This is a genomic window from Streptomyces sp. NBC_00075 (assembly GCF_045041225.1).
GTDB classification, from domain to species: Bacteria; Actinomycetota; Actinomycetes; order Streptomycetales; family Streptomycetaceae; genus Streptomyces; species Streptomyces adonidis.
Window position 1 is genome coordinate 6423114 of the sequence record NZ_CP108243.1, and the last position, 17711, is coordinate 6440824.

Consider the following 17711-nt stretch of genomic DNA (forward strand, 5'->3'; position numbering starts at 1 on the left):
GAACTGGCCTACCCGCGTCGGAAATACGCGTTGTCCCAGGCCGCGTAGCCCACGGCGGAGTCGTCCGCGGTCCTGACGGTGGTGACGAGCCTGAGGGTCTGTCCTTGGGTGACGGGAATCGAGATCCTGCCGGTGCTGTTCATCTTCACCGTGACGGTCTCGGTGTCCTTCTCGGTCTCCAACCGGAACTCGACCCCGACGGCCGCGAACGGACTCTCGATCGTGACATCAGCAGAGAAAACACTCGCCCCTGCCTGAACCTCGTACTCGTAGACCGAGGTTCCGCCGGCTGTCTCGGTGGTGACGGGAGAGAGGATTCGATAAGGGCACTCGACAGCTCCGATGCCTTCCGCTGCTGACGCGACGATGTTCTGAACCTCAGGAGTGCCCCTGAGGGGAGCTGTCTTCGCGAGACATACGCCCACGCGCGAATCTGGTTCCTCGAAGTATTCCCACACGACGAACGACGTGGCTCCGAGGAGCGCAAGGGTTCCTGCGACGGCTACCACGGCCGCTGCCCGGTGAGCCGCTGTCCACTGGAGAGTTCGACGCCATCGGGGAGTGGGCAGCGGTGGTTGACGAACAGCCCCGTCACCTTTGTCATCCGGCTTCAACTCGATGTTGTTGATGATGTTGTACTGGTCGCGCCCGACCTGGTTGGTTCGTCCATGGCCGGACGCTGTGGCCTGTTGGGACGTCGGGTCACCGGCGGGGTCGTCACTCATCGTCCCCCGGCTCTCTGTACTGGTCGCCGCCAACCTGGGTGACCGACGCGTCGCCCGACACCTTCGCCTCTTGTTCCACCTGCCCCGGCCTGCTGTCGGCAGCGGCGGGCGGGGGAGTGCGGAGGGCGTACTGGTTCCCGGCCACCTGCACGGACCGGCCCTGGCCGGAGGCCGTCGCTCGTTGCGACACGGTTCGTTGCGGGGAGGGCTCGCCGCGTTCCGGCGAGGGTTCCTCGGGTGCCCGGGAAGGCTCCCCGGGCTTCTGGGAAGGCTCCTCGCGTCCAGCCCACCAGCCGACCGCGGCGGCGGCCACCGTGGCCACCACTGTGGCGAATGCGGTCGCCACCACCCACTGGTTGGCTTCCTCGTCCGGCATCCAGTCGAACGACACCGATCGTGCCGTCCACAAGCACACCCCGAACACGACGACCGCCACTCCCACAACGACCGTCCACCGCCCCAGACGCCTCATCCCTGCCCGCTCTCCACTGATCCGTACGGCTTCTCCGCCCGCCCGCCCGTCTGCCTGCATGCCAGCACCGGAGAGACTTCACCTGCGCCGCGCTCCACTCGGCGCGGACTTGCCGCGACCGGCGTCAACTGGCCAGGGAGATTCGTTCGACGTGAGCTATCTCGACAGAGGCGATGTCGGACAGACCGCGGTCGTCATCCAGTTCGCTGTACTCGTCGAAATCGCCGGTGTCCGCGTCGGTCTTGCCGGGGGCGAGATGGGTTGCGGACACGTAGGCCTGGCCGACGAATTCGCCGTCCTTGTCGAAACCGTTGACGATCACGGCGTAATTGGCAGGCTCGTCGCCCTCGTTGGTGATCTTGTAGATGAACTCGTAGGCGGTGTCGGAGTCACAGTCGTTGTAGGCGTAGCTGTCGGAGTCGTCGCATTCCTCGCCGTCGCCGAGAAGGCTGTTCTTGCTCTCGACGAGCTTGCCGCCCGAGACCTCCACGTGGTTCATGGGGTCGTCATCGGCCAACGCCCACCAGGTGGTGCCTCCGCCGACGAGCAGGACCGCGGCGACGGCAGCGGCTGTCAGGGTGCGCTTGCCGGGGCGGCGCGATGGGCCGCCCGTGATGGGCGGGGCCGGGGGAGCGGGCGGCGGAGGCGGGGCGGCGACGCCGGGTCTGTCGGGCGGGTTGTCGGACATGGGATGCGGTGTACTCCAAGTCGGGCGCCCATCCGCGTGGACGGGTGTCGGCAGGCGTCCTGTTGAAAGGGGTTCCGGGGCGGGTCGCCCCGTCACGAGGCTACAGAGAGACGGGGCCCGGGGGTGGGTAAATGCCGAGCCCCCTCGGCTAGGACGGCGGGCCAGTCGAGAGGGCTCTTCGGTGGTGCTTGTGAAGTTGTTCTACTGCTGGTTCTACTTCTGGTTCTGCTGCTTGCTCTACTGCTTTTTCTGCTGCGTGGTGATCGTCGTGAGCGGTGTTACTTCACCGACGTCACGAACGAGTTCCACGCATCGGAGGGGAACGAGAGGGTCGGGCCCTCGGTGACCTTCGAGTCGCGGACGGCGAGCGCCGAGACGGTGGGCGACTTGACCTCGACGCACGCGCCGTTGTTGTTGGAGTACGAAGACTTCGTCCACGTGTCCGTGGCGCCCTGAGGAATTGCCATTTCTGCTCCGGTAGTTCAGATGCCGAGTTGCTGTCGCCGCACTACTGCCCCCATAGGGGAACGCAGTGCGGTTTGCGCCAACCTTTGGCGATCGTTGGCGTGATCGACGCTACTCGTCGACGCTCACGTTCGGAGCAGTCGTTCACTCGACCGGATGGCATATTCCGGAGAACCTTCCACCTGGTCTTAGCCCGGTGTAGGATCCGGCCGCTTACGCCGGGTCGGCTCAGCGCGCGTACTCCTTCGCGACATCCTGGATGAGGTGGAGGGAGTCGTCCACGTTCAGCGCCTGGGCCCGCAGATGCTCGTACATCACCGTGTATTTCTGCACCTCATGGGGCTTCTCCAGGTACAGGTCGCTGGTCACGCCCTCGATGTACACCACGCTCGAATCCGCGGCGTCCGCGAACTCCAGGATGGCGTACTGGCCGTTGATGCCGGGATGCGCGCCGACCCCGAACGGCAGCACCTGCACGGTGACATGCGGGAGTTGGGACATCTCCGCGACGTGCTCCAACTGCTCGCACATCACCCGCTTGTCGCCGACGGCCCGGCGCAGGGACGCCTCGTCCAGGACCACCCACAGCCGCAGCGGGTCCGTCTCCGCGGTGATGCGGTCCTGCCGCCGCAGACGGACCTGGACGCGTTTCTCGGTCTCCTCCGACGAACTCTCCGGTGACCCGCCCCGGATGATGGCCTCGGCGTACGGCCGCGTCTGCAACAGGCCCGTGATGATCTGGGGTTCGTAGACCCGCAGCGACTCCGCGTCCGTCTCCAGCCCGATGTACACGCTGTACGGGACATCCCCGAACGCGTGCCACCAGCCCTGCTGCCGCGAGTCCTTGGCCATCTCCATCAGGGAGTCGACCATCCGTTTGTCCTCGACCTCGTACACCCCGCACAGGTCGCGGACGTCACGCTGGCTGATGCTGCGCCTGCCGTTCTCGAGCCTGCTGATCTTCGACTGGGAGACCAGCAGCCGCTCGGCGACCTGCTCGGCCGTCATGTTCTTTTCCTCGCGGAGCCTGCGCAACTCCTGGCCCAGCCGGCGTCGCCTGACGGTGGGATTGACGTTGGACGCCATGGGACGTGCACCTCCGGCTGCGTGCCTGTTCGTGGCTTGCCACTTTCCGTATCTGCTGTTGAGCAGACTGCCACCAAGGTGCGTTCTACCGCTGGAAAACTGCGGATATGCGGTGGCCAGTCGGTGGATATGCGTCCGGTACAGGCCAGTTCGGCGGATTCCGCTTGTGCCCCGGCCACTTCCCGGCTTCGGCGGCATCCCGTATATGCCCGATGTCATGTGCCGCCAGGCGTGCCATGTGCCGCCGTGCGCCGAGGAGTTCCTCCCGACCGCCGCCGGACATGCGGCCGCGCGGGGCGGCGAGGAACGTTTCGGCTGCCCTCTCGGACAGTCTTGCGTTCCTCACCGCCCCGCGCGGGCCAGCGGCTCCCGAACCGGTCTTGGGGACTGCGGTGCGGCGCTGTTGAGGTCCTGCGTCGTGCGGGGTGGTGCGGGTGCCTCGCGGATCGGGCGTTCGCCGTGGGACTGCGGCTCAGTGAGCCACGGCGCGCGCCATGGATCCGCGGTGCTGGTGCGGCTGCATCGGAACGCCGCGAGCGGGTTCCGGTGCGGACCTGGCTCCGGGGGCGGCCTGACGGCCGGCCGGTGCCGGGCTGCGACGCGGCTGGGCCGCGACGCCGTTCTGCACGTCCATGACAGCGTGGGCCACCAGTCCGCCCATGGGGTCGTGCCGGATCAGATCCCGCAGCCGGGAGCGGGACGAACGTCCCTCGTTACCCGGATACAGGTGCTTGCCGAGACCGACCGCATGGGCCAGCGCGGCGAGCGCGGCCGTCCGCGGGTCCGGCGGTACGCCGGTGCGGATGGCCGTGTCCAGTCGGGCTCTGATCTCCCGGCTGATCTCCGTGTCCGTCGCCTGATAGCGAGTCGTCGGAAGCACCCCGCACATCTGTCCCGCCACGGCATGCACCATGCCGCACCGCTCCAGATGCGAGAGGTAGGTCTGACGCAGCCCCAGGCGGGGCCCGCCAATCCAGTTCACTGCGCGTACGGGTGCTCCGCGTCGGCGAAGCAGTTCCAACGCACAGTCCAGTGTTGGATCTCCAGTCGGCCGTGGTACGACCACGGCGATACGATCCCCGTCCGGGGCTATCCGTCCGGCCAGCGCCAGCTCCACTAGCTGTGCTCCGGCCAGACCGAGGTCGAGCGACTGCGGCTGTGCGGTGGTGCCCGTGGCCGGGTCCAACGCCAGCAGAAGAAGCTCTTCCGGAATTGATCTGCGGCTCCTGCCCATCCATGCCTCCCCGCGTGGATGAATGACAGGGTGACCCCTCTCACATTCATCTGTCGAGAGGGCGTGACCGGTTCGTAGTGGAACCAGTAGGTATGTCGTTCTCGTCTACCGCAGGAGTCAAGGCTGCGCACAGGACACTGGTAGGTGGTTCGGACAGTGTCGTTCGGGCGGCGGTTCACGGTTCGGTACACGCACGGTGAAGCGTGCGACGCATGGAGGAGGCATCGGTGGCGGGCGAGTTCCCCGACAGGTCGAAGCAGCGCGAGTCGTCGGAAGAACCGACGTCGGGGAGCGCGGGTCCGGTTCCCGGGGCCAGGGGTGAATCAGGCGCCGGGGCACGCGATCCACGGCTGGCGGTGGCCCGGGACCGGGAATCCACGGCGCGAGGTGGCGTGGACACGGCGACCCGGGTGTTCTCCCGCCCGCCGCTCCCGGCGGACGAGGGCGACGCCGACGTGAGTACGCCGGACACGGCCCCCGAAGCCGAGAGCGAGCCCGAGGACGCCGTCCCGGCCGGCGGTGGCACCGACGGCACGGGCAGCACCCGGCTGCGTGCGGCGGTGGCCGCCTGGGTCGCCGGCGCGGACGAGGGCGAGGTTGAGGGCGAGGACGGGTCCGAAGGCGCCGAGGGAGCCGCCGAGAAGGACGGCCTCGATGCGGACGCCGACCCGGACGCGGATACGGACGCCACGGCCGACGCCCCTGAGGGCGACGAGGAGCCCGCGGCGGGCTCTGCCGCCGATGCCGGACCCGCCGAGCCCTCCGAGGCCGCCGACGAGGCCCCTGGGGGCGCCGACGGGGCATCCGGGGATTCCGGCGAGGACTCCTCTGAGCCGAAGAGCGCACAGGAGAGCGAATCGACGCCCGGGACCGAACCGGAGCCCCGGTCCGAAGCCGATGCGGAGCGCGAGGACACGGCGGAGCCGAAGCCGGCTGCGGCGGCCGAGGGTGCGGCCGCCGACCTGAAGCCCGCCGCTGGGGCCGAGAGCGCGGCCGACCTGAAGCCGGATGCGGACGCGGTGGCCGAGCCGAAGTCGGACACGGAGCCCCGGGACGCGGCCGAGTCGAAGCTGGACGCGGGCGCGGTGACCGAGTCGGAGTCGGACGCGGGCGCGGTGACCGAGTCGGAGTCGGACGCGGACGTGCAGGCCGACTTGAAGTCGGACGCGGACGTGTCAGCCGAGCCGAAGCCCGACGCGGAGGGCGCGGCCGACTCGAAGCCGAAGCCGGACCCCCGCGTGGTGGCCAAGCCGAAGTCGAAGCCGGACCCGCGCGTGGTTGCCGAGTCGGACTCGGACGTGGAGGGCGCGGCTGACTCGAAGTCGAGGCTGGACGCGGAGTCCGAGGGTGCGGCCGAGCCCAAGCCGGATGCGGAGGCGGCCGAGCCGAAGCCGGCCACGGAGGGCGCCGCCGGCTCGAAGGCCAAGCCGGATCCGGATGTGGAGTCCGAGGGCGCGGCCGACTCGAAGTCGGACGCGGAGGCGGCGGCGGAGCCGAAGCCGGGCACCGAGGATGCGGCTGGCTCGAAGGCCAAGCCGGATGCGGCCGAGCCGAAGTCGGACGCAGCCGCCGACACCGACACCGACACCGACACCGACACCGACACTGAAGCCGAAGCCGACAGTGACGCCGATGGCGACCCCGCCCCTGGCGCCGCCGCCGACCCCGCCCCCAAGCCCCCCGTCGACCAGCCCACCGCCATCTTCAAGGCCGTACGCCCGCCCGCCGCGCCCCCGGTCGACCAGCCGACGACGATGCTCAAGCTGGGCGACGTCGCGGCCGGAAAGGCGAAGGCGGCCGAGAAGCCTGCGGGCGAGACGGCCGCGGCGGGCGCCAAGGATGGCAACGGTGAGTCCGTTGCTGAGCGCACGAGCAAATTCGTAGCCCTGAGGCAGCTGGACGACCCGGCCACCCGGAAGCCGCCGAGTGCCGCGCCGCCCGCCGCCGAGACGGCCAAGGCGCCCGCCGCCCAGTCGCCGAAGGCACCCGTCGCCGACGCCACCGCCGCGATCCCGCAGGTCGGGCCGGAACGTACGACGCAGCAGCCGTTGCCTCCGTTGCCGCCGCTGGATCTGCTCGCGGAGCTGACGAACACTCCGCCGCCGCCGAACACCGCGGTGCGGACGATCGCGCGCCGGATCAAGATCTGGACGCCGCTGGTCGTCCTGCTGGCGATCATCTTTGCAGTCGTACAGGTTCTGCGTCCGCTGCCCACCCCCGAGCTGACGCTGACCGCCGAGGACTCCTACACCTTCGACGGGGCGGCAGCCGCGCTGCCGTGGCCGTCCGAGGGGCAGGGCTGGATGGACGTCAACGGCATCGGGACCATGGGGAAGTTCGGCGAGCAGAAGCCCGTCGGCATCGGGTCCGTCGCCAAGGCCATGACCGCCTACATCGTCCTCAAGGACCACCCGCTGAAGTCCGGCGAGGACGGTCCGAAGATCACCGTGGACGCCCTCGCGGAGAAGGAGGCCGGCTACTGGAAGGAAGGCGAGTCGACCCTCACCACCGCCAAGGAGGGTGACACCCTCACCCTGAAGCAGGCGATCTCGGCCATCATGATCCCGTCGGCGAACAACATCGCCCGCCTGCTGGCGCGTTGGGACGCGGGCACCGAGGCGGCGTTCATCAAGAAGATGAACGACACCGCCAAGGAACTCGGGATGAAGAACACCGACTACACCGACGCCTCCGGCCTCAAGGAGACCACCGTCTCCACCGCCGAGGACCAGGTGAAACTGGGCAACGAGCTGGTCAAGATCCCGGCGTTCACGGACATCACCAAGCTGCCGGTCTGGTACGACCACACCGGAAAGAAGTGGGACAACTTCAACCGTCTCGTCCCCTACAACGGCGCCATCGGCATCAAGACCGGCACCACCACCGCGGCCGGCGGCAACCTGCTCTTCGCCGCCACCAAGGAGGTCGGCGGCGAGACGGTCACCGTCGTCGGCGCGATCCTCGGCCAGCACACCGCGCCGATCATCGACACCGTCAACGCGGTCAGCAAGACGGCGATGATCGCCGCCCGGGACGCGCTGCTCTCCTCGAAGATCCTGAAGAAGGGCGACGTCGTCGGATACGTCGACGACGGACTCGGCGGGCACACCCCGGTCGTGCTGTCGAAGGACGTCACGGCGGTCGGCTGGGCCGGGATGAAGGTCGAGCTGTCGTTCGCCGCGGCCGAGGACCTGCCGCACTCCGCCAAGGCGGGCACCACGGTGGGCACCCTCACCGTGGGCGACGGCAGCGGCGGCGCGGTGAAGGTACCGGTGCAGCTCCAGACGGACCTGGTCGAGCCCGGCTACGACAAGAAGCTGACGCGGGTCGGCTGAGCGGCACAGGGACAGGACGAGTAATCAGGAGAAGGAGAAGGGCCCCGGTCGGTACCGACCGGGGCCCTTCTCCTTCTCCTGATGTCCTGATTACTTGTCCGCTTCCTTCTCCTTCTCGTGGGCCTTCTCCACGGCCTCGCACTCCATCGTCGTGTCCTGGGAAGGCCCGCCGTACGCCGAGCTGATCCGGATGTCGCCGGGCCGCTCGACGGTCAGCCTGGTGAACTCGCCCTCGTCCGTCAGACAGCCGTTCTCCGCCCACAGCCAGGGCGAGTACGCGATCCGTACGGTCACCTCGCCGGCCTTCGGCATCCGGACGACGAGGTTGGCGCCGTCGGCGCTGACCACGGAGGCGGGCTTGTCGACCAGCGGGGTCGCGTTCTTGACCCGGTAGATCTTCCAGTTGGCGTCCTCCCAGACCGGCTGGAGATAGCTCGGCCCGCTGGACACCAGCGCGTGCTCCAGCTTCGCCGGGCCGTCCGGTTCGCCGTTGACGAGGACGACGAAGCCCACCGCCCACTGGGAGAGCCAGGCCTTGTAGGAGGCGGCGGAGAACCCGCCCTCGGGCTCCTCGGTGCCGCCGTGGCCCTCGTAGAAGAGCCGGCCCCGCTCGACGTCCGCCTGCCGGTTCCAGCCGCGGGCCATGTTGATGTACGGGGCGAGGATGGCGGCCTCGCGGTGGTCGCGGGCCGGGACGACCTCGACGCGCGTCTCCTCGGCGCCCAGCCGCTTCAGCTCGTTCACGACACCGTCCGTCTTCACGGCCCACTCCGGCACCGAGGTGTTGGTGACGATGTCGGCGATCGTCTTGCCCGACAGCCAGCTCACCGCGACCGTCATGGCGAGCCCGAGCGCCACCATGCGCCGCCGGGACGTGAACCAGGGGAGGGGGAGCGGCACCCGGGCCGTGAACCGGGGCAGGAGCGTCGGCCGGGGAGTGCCGGTGCCGGCCGGGACGACAGCCCCGTCCGGCTGCTCGTCCCGGTCCCCCACGGGCTCCTCGCCCGGCCGCTTCTCCGTGCGGTACATCATGATCGCGAGCAGGGTCGCCGGGGCCGCCAGCTCCGAGAGCCGCTCGACGTTCGTACCGATCGGGGTCGGGATCAGATAGCAGAGGACCACGCCGAGCGCGTACACCGCGGCGCCGAGTCGCAGCGTGCGCCAGGCGCGCGGGGCCGTCAGGACGACGATCGCGCACAGCACGACCGGCGGCCATATACGGGCGAACGGCATCGGCTGCTCGCCCTCGAACGGGAACAGCAGGGTCGTCACGCCCACGACCGCCACCGGGGGCACCAGCAGGGCCGCGGCCCGGCCCCAGTCCCGGGACAGGAAGTAGGCGGCGCCGACGACGAGGACGAACAGGCCGGCGACCGGGCTGCCCGTCGTGGCCAGCGTCGCGCACAGCGCGGCGGCGCCGAGATGCCGGACGCCGCGCCCGCTCACCACCGCGAGCACGGCCGCCATGCCGAAGGCAGTGCCCAGCACGAAGGTCGAGCGCCCCGAGATCACCTGGCACCACAGCGAGAAGCCGACCGCCATCGCCGGCCACATCGGCTTGCGCACGCCCGTGCGCGCGACCAGTTCCGCGCCGAGGACCGTGGCGGTGACCCCGGACAGCATGGTCGTCGCGACGACCCCTATGGCGGCCATCAGGTACGGGGACATCAGGCTGTAGTTGGCCGCGTGCAGACCGCCGTACCAGAACAGGTTGTATGCGGAGCCCGGGTACATCTTCGCGAACTCGGCCCACGCCACCTGGGCGGCCAGGTCGCCGCCGCCGGTCGCGAAGACCGCCCACCACACGAAGTACAGCGGCACCGCACAGGCGGTCACCGTCAGGGCCACCCGGTGGCGCTCGTGCCACACCCCACGTGCCTGCGTGGGCTTGTCGGCGCGCAAGGCAGGTCTGCGTGGGGTCAGCTCGGCAAAGGCCACTGCAATTCCGTTTCCGTTCGGCTCGGGCGCGCACACATGACCGGCGGGTGTCTGTGCTGTGGAGGTCTTTCCGAGGTAGACGCTAACCGTCCCCCGTGAGTTGGCTGACACGGCCCCATGTGACCAGGTGGTGACCGGGGCATGACGGAACAGAGCCCCACCAGCTTGAGACGGTTCCCGGACGGGCGCGACCGGATAATTCCGGCCGCGCCCTTCAGGACATCCCCAGGACATCCCCGACACGGTCCTCAGGGTCAGATGGGGAACGCGATGTCACACACCGCGTCGTCCGGCCCCGCCGCCTCCCAGTCCGCGAAGTACACCTCGCGGCAGAGCCCCGTAGCCTCGATGCCCTCCCTCGACATCCACCGCTCCACCGCCTCGAACGCGGCGATGATCTGCGGGTGGGCGACCTGCGCCTTGCTGATCCGCGTGTACGCGAGCCGCCGGGCCGGTTCCACCCGTACCGCCGTCCCCCGGGCCCGCCCGTGCGCCTCGGCCCAGGCCCGGGCGGCGGTCTCGTCGGCGACCGGGACGCATGCCTCGGCCGGGCCGTCGCTCTCCATGGACACCTCGGAGTGGTACACGACGAACGGCGCCGCCGTCACACCCCCGAACTCCCGGGCGCCCGCCTCCAGCCGCCCGAGCGACGCCCCGATCCACGCGGGCAACTCATCCGCGAGAGTGTGCCGCGTCTCCGTCAGCACCACCCGCTCGGGTACGTCCACCGTCTCGACCACGAATTTTCCGTACAGCTCGGCCATCTCGGAGCTCCTCCCGGACAGTCGTCCACGGAGGTAGTCGGACAGGGTGCGCCGGCTCGCGTGCCGCGCCTCGACGTCCGCCCAGTAGGCGGCGAGCCGCCCGGAGGCGGCCGGTCCGTCCCGCTCGGCCAGCTCCACCAGTTCGCCGATCAGGGCGAGCGGCATGTCCAGCTGGCGCAGCAGGGCCACCAGGCGGGCGCGTTCGATCTGCGCCGCGCGGTAGTAGCGGTAGCCGTTCGCCTCGTCGACGTGCGCGGGGGCGAGCAGCCCCAGCCGGTCGTACAGCCGCAGGGCCTTGGCCGAGAGCCGGGCCCGGGCGGCGAACGCGCCGATGGTGAGCAGCTCGTCGTCCCCGTCCACGTCCACTCCGACATCCTCCGTCACCGGGCACGGTCGGCCCGGTGACACAGGACGCTCACCCTTGCCCCAGGGACAAGGTCAACCCAGGTGGACGGAGGAGGTCAGCCGAGGGCCTTCTCCAGGGCGCCCACCAGCTCCGCCGTCTCCGGCTCGGTCTGCGGGGAGAAGCGGGCGACGACCTGGCCGTCGCGGCCGATCAGGAACTTCTCGAAGTTCCAGCGGATGTCGCCGGTGTGGCCCTCGCCGTCGGCGAAGCCCACCAGGCGGTCGTAGAGGGTGTGCCGGGCGTCCCCGTTGACCTCGATCTTCTCGGTCATCGGGAAGGTCACACCGTACGTCGCCGAGCAGAACTCGGCGATCTCCTCGGAGCTGCCGGGCTCCTGGCCCATGAACTGGTTGCAGGGCACCCCGAGCACGGTGAAGCCCTGCTCGGCGTACCGCGCCTGGAGCTTCTCCAGGCCCGCGTACTGCGGGGTCAGCCCGCACTTGGAGGCGACGTTGACGATGAGGACGGCCTTGCCCGTGTACTGGGCGAGGTCCGCGGAACCGCCCGTGAGGGCACCGATCTCGACGTTCAGGGGGGAAGAACTGGCATCTGTGGTCATAAGCGGATGCTAGCTCCGGTAGTTGTCGGTCGCGGCGCCCGCCCCCGAAGCCGTGACCAAGACCTCACCGGCCGCCGTACGCGAGTACAGCACCGACCGCCCCGCCCGCCGCCGCTCCACCAGCCCCGCGTCCAGCAGCACCCGCAGATGCCGCCCGACCGAGCCGAGCGCCTGTCCGGTCAGGGCGGTCAGCTGGGTGGTACTGAGGGGTGAGTCGAGGAGTACGAGCACGGCGGCGCGGGTGGGCCCGAGGAGCGCCCCGAGGGCCGCGGGCGCCGTACGCCCGTCGCGGTGCTCGGCCAGCGCCCCCGCGCAGGGATAGATCACGGCGTACCGCTCCGGCTCCTCCCACGCCACCCACCCCGCCTTCGGCGTCACGGGTACGAAGACCAGCTCGGCGCCGGCGATCTCGCGGGGCGGGTTCGCGTACAGGTTGATCTGGAGCCGGTCGCCGCCGAGCCAGCGCGTGCCGGGCCGCAGCGCGTCCAGCACGGCCGCCCAGCCGACCTGCCCGACCCGAGCGGTCCGCGCGACCACGTCGGCTTCGAGGATCCGGCGTCGCCGGTCCCAGTACGGGCGTACGGCGTCCTCCCACACGTACTCCATCAGGTCGGCGGCGAGTTCGGGCAGGTCGTCCCGGTCGGCGAGGGCGGCGGGGAGCGGGCCCAGGAGGGAGCGGGTGAGGTTGGCGTGGGCTTCCGTGGAGGTGGCGGCACGGATCCGCGCGACGCCCTCGGCGACGGTCTCCCGGTCCCTGGGGGTGGGGATGAGGAAGTCGGCGATCCAGTCCCGGCCGAGGCCCGCGCGGATGAGGAGGGCGGTCACGGGGTTGTCGGCGAGGTGGCGGCGGTACGCGGGCAGGTGGGCGTCCAGCCAGGCGCGCTCGCCGGGGTGGGCGGCCTTGGCGTAGTGCAGCAGTCCGAGGCTCGCGAAGGTCTCGGCGAGCGGGGAGATGACGAACCGGCTCCCGGCGAGGGTGTCGGCGTTGACCTTCCACCAGCCCAAGTCCCCCGCCCTTCCCCGTTGTTCCGCGGTTTCGCGCGTACGCGAAACAATAACGACCGCCCTGCGCGTCCTCGCAGACTCCGCGCATGCGCAGTTACTCCGCTCTCTTCCGCACGCCCGAATTCACCACGCTCTTCCTGTCCGCGTCGTTGCGGCTGGCCGCGTCGACGGTCGGCGGCCTGGCCCGCGGAACTCTCACGTACCGCGCCACGGGCTCCCCGCTCCTCACCGCCCTGAGCATGTTCGGTCCCCAACTGGCCCAGGTACTGGGCGCGACCACGCTCCTCTCGGCCGCCGACCGCCTGCCGCCGCGCGCGACGCTGACGGGCATCGCGCTGGGCTTCGCGGTCGGTACGGCGGCGATGGCGATGCCGGGGCTCCCGATCTGGGCGCTCTTCGGGATCGTCTTCCTCCTCGGTCTGATCGCGTCGCTGGGCGGCGGGGTGGGCTGGGGCCTGCTGAACGAGATCCTCGCCAAGAAGGGCGAAGGGGGCTATCTGCTGGGGCGTTCGGTCTTCAACATGGCGAACGGGCTGATGCAGATCGCCGGTTACGCGACCGGCGGCATCCTGGTCGCGGCCTTCTCCCCACAGGTCACGCTCCTGCTCGCTGCGGCCTTGCACCTGGCCGCCGCCCTGGTCGCCGCCGTCGGCCTGACCCACCGGCCACCCCGTGCCTCCGGCCGCCCGTCCATCGCCCAAACCTGGCGTACGAACGCCCAGTTGTGGGCGGCACGCCCCCGCCGCCTCACCTACCTCGGCCTCTGGATCCCCAACGGCCTGGTCGTCGGCGTCGAGTCCCTGTACGTCTCCTACGACCCCGGCTCCGCGGGCACCCTCTTCGCCTGCGCGGCCCTCGGCATGCTGATCGGGGACGTGACGATCGGCCGGTTCGTGCCACCCCGGTTGCGGCGCCGACTGGCTGTCCCGCTACTCCTGTTGCTGGCCGTCCCGAACCTGCTCTTCGCCTTCGGCCCCGGGGTGTGGGTGGCCGCGCTGACGGTGTGCGTGGCCTCGGTCGGGTACGGCGCCAGCCTTGTCCAGCAGGAACGCCTGATGTCCCTCACTCCGCCCGAACTCTCCGGCCACGCCCTCGGGTTGCACTCCGCCGGCATGCTCACGATGCAGGGCGTGAGTGCGGCCCTGGCGGGCACGATCGCCCAACTCACGTCCCCTGGCGCGGCGATGGCGTTGATGGCGGCGGGGTCGGTGTGCGTGACGGTGGGGCTGGTGGTGGCGGGGCGGCGAACGGAGCGCGGCAGGGCCGAGAACGGGTGCGCCACGCCCGCGGCGCGGGAAGAGATGGGCGTGACCTACGCGCCTGGGCCGCGTGGGCGCGACTCGACCGGCTCGCCGAGGGGGACCCACCCGGATGACGACGCGTGACGAACGTACGAAGAAGGCGGAGCAGGCGGAGCAGGTGACCGAGGGGGAGTTCGGCACCGACGATGGTGTCTCCGAGTCCGAACGGCTGTTGTTCGGGGGGCCGTTGCGGTACGACATGGGGTTCAACCAGCATCAGGGGTCGTTCCTGGAGCTGGGGCTGCGGACCATGATCTGGCGGATGCCCCGGCTGATCGGTGCCACCATCCGGCTCGCCCACCGCGCCGACCCGCGCGCTCTGCGTACGGTCGCCGTCGCGGAGTTGGGCGGGGGAGTGGCGCAGGCCGTCGGGCTGGTGGCCGTCAACCGGGTGCTCGCCCAGCTGCTCGGCGGCGGTGCCACCACCGACCGGCTGCGGGACGCCGTACCGGCGCTGGTCGTCGTCGCGGTCACCTCGCTCGTGGGGGCGCTGTTACGGTCCGCGTCCACCGCCGGGACCGGGCGCCTTGAGCCCAAGGTGTTCCGGGTGGCGACCGAGGAGTATCTGGAGCGGGTGGCCCGGGTGGAGCTGGCCGCCGTGGAGGACGAGGAGTTTCACAAGCTCCTCGATTCCGCCCAGTGGGGCGCCGAGTCCGCGCGGCGCATGATCCGGTTCTGTACGTCCGTCATGACCGCCGGTATCGCGCTGGTCGCCGCCGCCGGTGTGCTCACCGTGCTGCATCCGGCCCTGCTGCCCCTCCTCGCGCTGATGACGCTGCCCAGCGCCTGGAGCGCGCTCACCATCGCCCGCCGGCGCTACGTCTCCTTCCACACGTGGGTCCAACACGCCCGCGCGGGGCAGCTGTTGGCGCGGCTGCTGATCGACACCGAGGCCGCGCCCGAGGTGCGGGTGCACAACATCGGGCCGTTCCTGCTGCGGCACTTCCGGACCATGGCCGAGACGGGGGAGCGGGAACAGACCCGGCTCGCCTCGCTGGCCGCCCGTACCGGGCTGATCGCCTCCGGGTGGACCGGTATCACGACCGCCGGTGCGTACGGCGTGCTCGGGCTGCTGCTGTGGACCGGGGCCATGGATCTCGCCGTTGCCGGTACGGCCGTCATCGCCATCCGGACCGGGTCCGCCAACCTGGAGGCGCTCGTCGTCCAGCTCAACTACCTCTACGAGGAAAGCCTGTTCGTGGCTGATCTGGAGCGGTTGTGCCAGGAGGCCGACCGGCGGCTCATCCCCGAGACGGGTGTCAGACTCCCTGCCCGCGTCGACGCCATCCGCTTCGAGAATGTCTCCTTCACCTACCCGGGCACGGCCACCGAACCCGCGCTCGACGCCGTGAACGTCACCATCCCGACCGGCCGGATCGTCGCGCTGGTAGGCAACAACGGCAGCGGGAAATCGACGCTGGCCAAGCTGCTGTGCGGGCTGTACGCGCCCGACGCCGGCCGTATCCTCTGGGACGGGCTCGACTCCACCGACTTGGACCGCACCGACCTCTTCGACCGGATCGCGGTCGTCGCCCAGGACTTCTACCGCTGGCCCTTCACGGCCCGCGTCAACATCGCCATCGGCCGCCCCGACGCCCCGCACGGGGACGAACTCCTGCGCGCCGCCGCCGAGTACGCGGGCGCCGACGAGACCATCGCCGCCCTGCCCCGGGGCTGGGACACCCTCCTCGCCCGGGGATACAAGGGCGGCCACCAGATCTCCGGCGGCCAGTGGCAGCGCCTCGGCATCGCCCGCGCCCGGCACCGCGACGCCCGCATCCTCGTCGTCGACGAACCGACCAGCGCCCTGGACGCGGAGACCGAGCAGCGCGTCTTCGACCAGATCCGCAGCCTCGCGGCGGCGGGCCAGACGATCATCCTGATCACCCACCGGTTGCACAGCGTCCGGCACGCGGACGAGATCTACGTCCTGGAACGGGGCCGGGTCGCCGAACACGGCACGTTCGACGACCTGATGAGGGCCGAGGGCGAGGGGCCGGGGCTGTTCCGGCGGATGTATCTGGTGCAGTCGGAGCAGTACCGCCTGGAAGGGGAACAGTGATCCACATCACGAGTGTGTGATGTGAAGAAAGTGAAGCAAGTGTGCCTCGTGGGGTGCGCGGGGCTGGCATGCTCATGCGTGGCTACCGAGGGGTAACCATTCGTGTTCCGCCCCAACCCCCGTGCCCCGTCCCCCAGTTCGATCAACTCGATCCCGAGGACCCCCACGCGTGCACAAGCTCACCAGACATGCCCTGTTGGCGTCCGTCACCGTCGCCGCCCTGCTCACCACCGGCTGCTCCGCAAGCTCGTCGACGGAGACCGACAACGCGGGCGCGGCTGCGGCCGAGACCCCCGCCGCCTCCTCCGCGCCGGACCAACTCGCCGTCGTACAAGCCCCGTTGGGCAAGTCGGCGCCGACTGCCCTCGCCACCCAGGACGCCACGGAGACCGGCGACGCGGCGCAGAAGTCCTCGCTCAAGGTCGCCTCGTACGACAAGAAGAGCGGGCGGGCGGTCATCGCCGCCAAGTCGGCCACCGTGACCCCCTCTTCGCCCTCCTCCTCCGAGAGTTCCTCCCCCTCGCCCTCCGCGTCGGAGACGGCCGCCGCTCCGGTCGCCGTCGGTGACGTCATCGCCAGTGCGCCCGCTCCCGGTGCGCCCGACGGTCTGCTGGCCGAGGTGACGAAGGTCGTCGGCGAGGACGCGAGCGGCGGTACGGAGGTCGTCACCAAGGCCGCCGAACTCAGCTCCGTGCTCGGTGAGTCCAAGGCCGAGGGCGAGGTTCCGGTCGACCCGGCCGCCATCGAGGTCGAGCCGCTCGTGGAGGGCGTGAAGGTCTCCTGGGCGAAGACCGGCGACCTCACCTTCGGCCCCGAGGGCGCCAAGCTGCCGCTGGGCAGCCTCCGTATCGACGTGGGCGCCGCGATCGCCACCGCCGAGGGCGCTCCCGCCTCGGCGGCGGCCTCCGTGGAGGGCTTCGTCCAGCTCGCGCCCGAGGTCGCCTTCTCGTACGACGGTTCCGGCAGCGGGACCGGCTCGGCGCCCGGCGGCGCGTTCCTCGGGCTGACCGGTGACTGGGCCTCGCAGTGGTCGCTGAAGGGCCGCGCGGCCGGGACCACCACGACCGACGGCAAGCCGCTGCGCATCCCCTTCGCGCAGCTGCACGCCGACCCCGTCATCCAGGCGGGCCCGGTCCCGATCGTCGTCAACCTCGACCTGGTCTGCTACTTCCAGGTCGCCGCCGACGGCACGGTGACCGTCGACGTCGAGCAGGACCTCAAGGGCGACTTCCGCGTCGGCGGCAGCTTCTCCTGGAGCAAGGGCTGGACGCCGGTCAGCGAGTCCGCGATGACCGGGACGCCGCTGGACGTGAACGTCACGGCGACCGGTGACGTCAAGGCGTCGCTGGGCGCCGAGGCGTCGATCGGTCTGTACGGCACGGTCGGTGTCAGCGCCGACCTCGCCCCGTATCTCCGCGTGGAGGCGGACGCGGTGGCCGAGGGGTCGAGCGACGGGACGGGGTCGGTCAGCGGCTCCTGGGCGCTGTTCGGGGGCGTGGACCTCTCCGGCGCCCTCCAGATCCAGCTGACCATCTTCGGCACGCCGATCTTCCAGCACCGGATTCCGCTGGGGGAGCTGCACCAGGAGTGGCCGTTGGCGAAGGGTGAGGCGACGACGTCGACCGGGTCGGCGACGCCGGCTGTCTGACGTACGGCTGTCCGACGTACGAC

14 protein-coding genes are annotated in these 17711 nt (G+C 70.5%); 4 read left to right on the forward strand and 10 right to left on the reverse strand.

Going from position 1 to position 17711, the window contains the following annotated elements; genetic code table 11:
* Positions 1-8: 8 nt before the first annotated feature.
* The 6 genes from OG787_RS28140 to OG787_RS28165 form a co-directional block, all read right to left on the reverse strand.
* Positions 9-725 carry a hypothetical protein gene (locus OG787_RS28140; protein WP_405536850.1) on the reverse strand — a complete coding sequence of 239 codons (717 nt, stop codon included), beginning with the start codon at positions 723-725 and terminating at the stop codon, positions 9-11.
* Complete coding sequence (locus OG787_RS28145; protein ID WP_405536852.1) at positions 718-1197, reverse strand: hypothetical protein; 480 nt, start codon at positions 1195-1197, stop codon at positions 718-720. The genes OG787_RS28140 and OG787_RS28145 overlap by 8 nt, the downstream gene beginning before the upstream one ends.
* 124 nt (positions 1198-1321) lie before the next feature.
* On the reverse strand, positions 1322-1885 hold the full coding sequence (locus OG787_RS28150; protein ID WP_369032329.1) for an FxLYD domain-containing protein: 564 nt from the start codon (positions 1883-1885) through the stop codon (positions 1322-1324).
* 278 nt (positions 1886-2163) lie between these two features.
* Positions 2164-2352: a DUF397 domain-containing protein gene (locus OG787_RS28155; protein ID WP_369032330.1), complete on the reverse strand. Its 189-nt coding sequence runs from the start codon at positions 2350-2352 to the stop codon at positions 2164-2166.
* A 226-nt stretch (positions 2353-2578) separates the two neighbouring features.
* Entirely contained in the window at positions 2579-3436 is an 858-nt protein-coding gene (locus tag OG787_RS28160) for a helix-turn-helix transcriptional regulator (RefSeq protein ID WP_235477805.1), read from the reverse strand.
* 472 nt (positions 3437-3908) lie between these two features.
* The gene (locus tag OG787_RS28165; RefSeq protein WP_235477808.1) at positions 3909-4670 is read right to left on the reverse strand and encodes a GPP34 family phosphoprotein; all 762 of its coding nucleotides are present in this window, start codon (positions 4668-4670) and stop codon (positions 3909-3911) included.
* A gap of 212 nt (positions 4671-4882) precedes the next feature.
* Here OG787_RS28165 and OG787_RS28170 point away from each other — a divergent pair, with 212 nt between their 5' ends.
* Positions 4883-8005 carry a D-alanyl-D-alanine carboxypeptidase gene (locus OG787_RS28170; RefSeq protein ID WP_405536855.1) on the forward strand — a complete coding sequence of 1041 codons (3123 nt, stop codon included), beginning with the start codon at positions 4883-4885 and terminating at the stop codon, positions 8003-8005.
* Positions 8006-8095: 90 nt separating this feature from the next.
* Here the strand turns inward: OG787_RS28170 and OG787_RS28175 are convergent, their stop codons facing one another.
* The 4 genes from OG787_RS28175 to OG787_RS28190 form a co-directional block, all read right to left on the reverse strand.
* Positions 8096-9853 (reverse strand): hypothetical protein, encoded by a 1758-nt coding sequence (locus tag OG787_RS28175; RefSeq protein WP_405540604.1) that lies wholly within the window; start codon positions 9851-9853, stop codon positions 8096-8098.
* A 344-nt stretch (positions 9854-10197) separates the two neighbouring features.
* Positions 10198-11091 (reverse strand): MerR family transcriptional regulator, encoded by an 894-nt coding sequence (locus OG787_RS28180; RefSeq protein ID WP_405536856.1) that lies wholly within the window; start codon positions 11089-11091, stop codon positions 10198-10200.
* Between the two features lie 77 nt (positions 11092-11168).
* Positions 11169-11672 (reverse strand): glutathione peroxidase, encoded by a 504-nt coding sequence (locus OG787_RS28185; RefSeq protein WP_369032333.1) that lies wholly within the window; start codon positions 11670-11672, stop codon positions 11169-11171.
* A gap of 9 nt (positions 11673-11681) precedes the next feature.
* On the reverse strand, positions 11682-12677 hold the full coding sequence (locus tag OG787_RS28190; protein ID WP_405536857.1) for a helix-turn-helix domain-containing protein: 996 nt from the start codon (positions 12675-12677) through the stop codon (positions 11682-11684).
* 86 nt (positions 12678-12763) lie between these two features.
* Here OG787_RS28190 and OG787_RS28195 point away from each other — a divergent pair, with 86 nt between their 5' ends.
* From OG787_RS28195 to OG787_RS28205, 3 genes are all read left to right on the forward strand, one after another.
* Positions 12764-14062, forward strand: a complete 1299-nt coding sequence (locus OG787_RS28195; RefSeq protein ID WP_405536858.1) for an MFS transporter — start codon at positions 12764-12766, stop codon at positions 14060-14062.
* A gap of 115 nt (positions 14063-14177) precedes the next feature.
* Entirely contained in the window at positions 14178-16040 is a 1863-nt protein-coding gene (locus OG787_RS28200; protein ID WP_405540605.1) for an ABC transporter ATP-binding protein, read from the forward strand.
* A 169-nt stretch (positions 16041-16209) separates the two neighbouring features.
* The gene (locus OG787_RS28205) at positions 16210-17688 is read left to right on the forward strand and encodes a hypothetical protein (RefSeq protein WP_405536860.1); all 1479 of its coding nucleotides are present in this window, start codon (positions 16210-16212) and stop codon (positions 17686-17688) included.
* The last annotated feature ends 23 nt before the right edge of the window (positions 17689-17711 follow it).